Here is a 2,005-nt window from a genome sequence, read left to right as displayed (position 1 = left end):
GGGCTGTCGCAGAACACGTAGTCGAACACCGAGCGCAGCTTGTCGATGACTTCGCCGACGCCTTCCTCGGTCAGCGCATCCTTGTCGCGCGTCTGCGAGGCCGGCAGCAGGAACAGCGTCTCGACCCGCTTGTCGCGGATCAGCGCCTGCGAGAGTTTGGCCTGGCCCTGGATGACGTTGACGAGGTCGAACACCACGCGCCGCTCGGCGCCCATGATCAGGTCGAGGTTGCGCAGGCCGACGTCAAAGTCGACCAAGGCCACCTTCTTGCCGGTCTTGGCCACGGCCGCCCCGAGGGCCGCCGTCGAGGTCGTCTTGCCGACGCCCCCCTTGCCCGAGGTGACCACCACTACCTTGCCCATTGAAAAGCCTCCGTTGTTGTTTTCTTGGTCGGGCGACCATCGGCCGCCCCAATATCGAAACGAATGTCAGCTCAGCGTCGAAACCCGCAAGGCGTCCCCATCGAGAAACGCCTGCACCGGCTTGCCGCGCGAAACACCTTCCATTTCCTCGGCGGTGACGTACCAGCCGTCGACCGCCAGAAGCTCCGCCTCGTTCTTGCGGCAGAAGATGCGCGCGCCTCTGTTGCCCAGCGCACCCGCCGAAGCGCGCCCGCGCAGCGTGCCGTAGACATGGATCGAGCCCGCCGCGATGATCTCCGAACCGGACGCGACCGAACCGAGCACGATGACATCGCCATGCGGATGCACGATCGCCTGGCCCGAGCGGATCGGCGCCTTGATCATCAGCGTGCCCGAAGCTTCAACCTGCGGCTCGCTATCGCCCGCCTTGCTTGCGTCAACCTTGCCGTCGCCGGCCTTGGCCGCGCCGGCTTCAGGCGCCCTGCCCTCGGCCTTGCCCTCTTCGGAAACATCCTCCCGCGCCTTGCGGGGCAGCAGCCCATCCGTCGTCGCCTCCTTGGCGCCGACCAGCACCGGCGGCAGGTTGGGCGCGAGTGCGGCGTGGCCGTCGAGCTCGATGGCGTAGATGCGGATGCCGCGATGGCCAAGCACGTCGACCAGCGATTCGATCGCGGCGACATCGGGCTTCAAGGTGTTGAGATCAAGCACCACCGGCCGCCCGGCAAAATAGCCCGGCGAGTTGCCGATCCAGTGGTCGAGCCCCTCGAGCCACACGTCCAAAGGCGCTTCGGGCGTCAGCGTGAAAGCGACGAAAGAGCGGGCACGGAAACGAATGGATTTGGCCTCGAGGGGGGCGGCAAAAGTCACGGCTGGCGAATCCTTACTGAGAGGTAAACGCTAGCGAGGGAATGGTTAATGAATGGTTAATGCGAGGGGGGTGGAGTAAGGTTTCCAGCAGTGCTGCGCGCGGTCAAGAGATGGAGGGTTTTGGGGCAAAGCATAAAATCATCACGTATTTCGTTTTCATCTCTTCCAATTTTTATATAATAATATCAATATATTATAAGAAATTGGAAGAATATTTCACGCAGGCGGTTTCATTTTCTTCCACGGCTATGTAGGCTTCATCGGAGTTGAGGATTTGGGCCGAAATGGATACGCCGTGACAACCACAACGTCGAAATTGGAAAAAGACATAATCAATCTGGCGCGCATCGCCTTATCAGGTCGGACGCAAGACGTAATGCAGATGGTGCATCGGATGGCCAAAAACCATCGCGACAATGCACCAGACCTGTCGAACGGTCTCGTGGAGTTGATGCGGGAAGCTCCCACGCGCGCTTCGCCCCTCCGTCGGCAAACGGAGGCTGTGTTGCCTGTCGACGTCGATACGCGCTTCGCCTTGTTGCGGATCGAAGAAACACCGGCGTTGGATCATGAGCCGATCTTTTCCGCTGAAGTGGACGAAGGGCTATCACGCATCGTTGACGAGCGCGCACACGCGCAGGCGCTCCTGAAGGTCGGACTTGAGCCTACACGGTCGGCCATCTTCACTGGACCGCCCGGAGTCGGCAAAACGATGGCGGCGCGGTGGGTCGCCCGCGCGCTCAAGCGTCCGTTGCTTATCCTCGATCTCGCAGCTG

At 61.4% G+C, this 2,005-nt stretch carries 3 protein-coding genes; 1 reads left to right on the top strand and 2 read right to left on the bottom strand.

The annotated features are described in order from the left end of the window. Together EN906_RS32215 and minC are read right to left on the bottom strand one after the other, a co-directional pair. Window positions 1-362, bottom strand: a 362-nt coding sequence (locus tag EN906_RS32215; protein WP_164777533.1) for an AAA family ATPase, incomplete at its 3' end; no start/stop codon positions are given. Window positions 363-428: 66 nt separating this feature from the next. Next, window positions 429-1,229: a septum site-determining protein MinC gene (gene minC, locus EN906_RS32210; protein ID WP_127271097.1), complete on the bottom strand. Its 801-nt coding sequence runs from the start codon at window positions 1,227-1,229 to the stop codon at window positions 429-431. A 295-nt stretch (window positions 1,230-1,524) separates the two neighbouring features. Here minC and EN906_RS32205 point away from each other — a divergent pair. Continuing rightward, the coding region (locus tag EN906_RS32205; RefSeq protein WP_245484379.1) for an AAA family ATPase at window positions 1,525-2,005 on the top strand (481 nt) is incomplete at its 3' end.

The organism is Mesorhizobium sp. M7A.F.Ca.CA.004.06.1.1, assembly GCF_003999135.1.
GTDB lineage: Bacteria > Pseudomonadota > Alphaproteobacteria > Rhizobiales > Rhizobiaceae > Mesorhizobium.
This window is presented reverse-complemented; position numbering and strand designations above follow the sequence as displayed.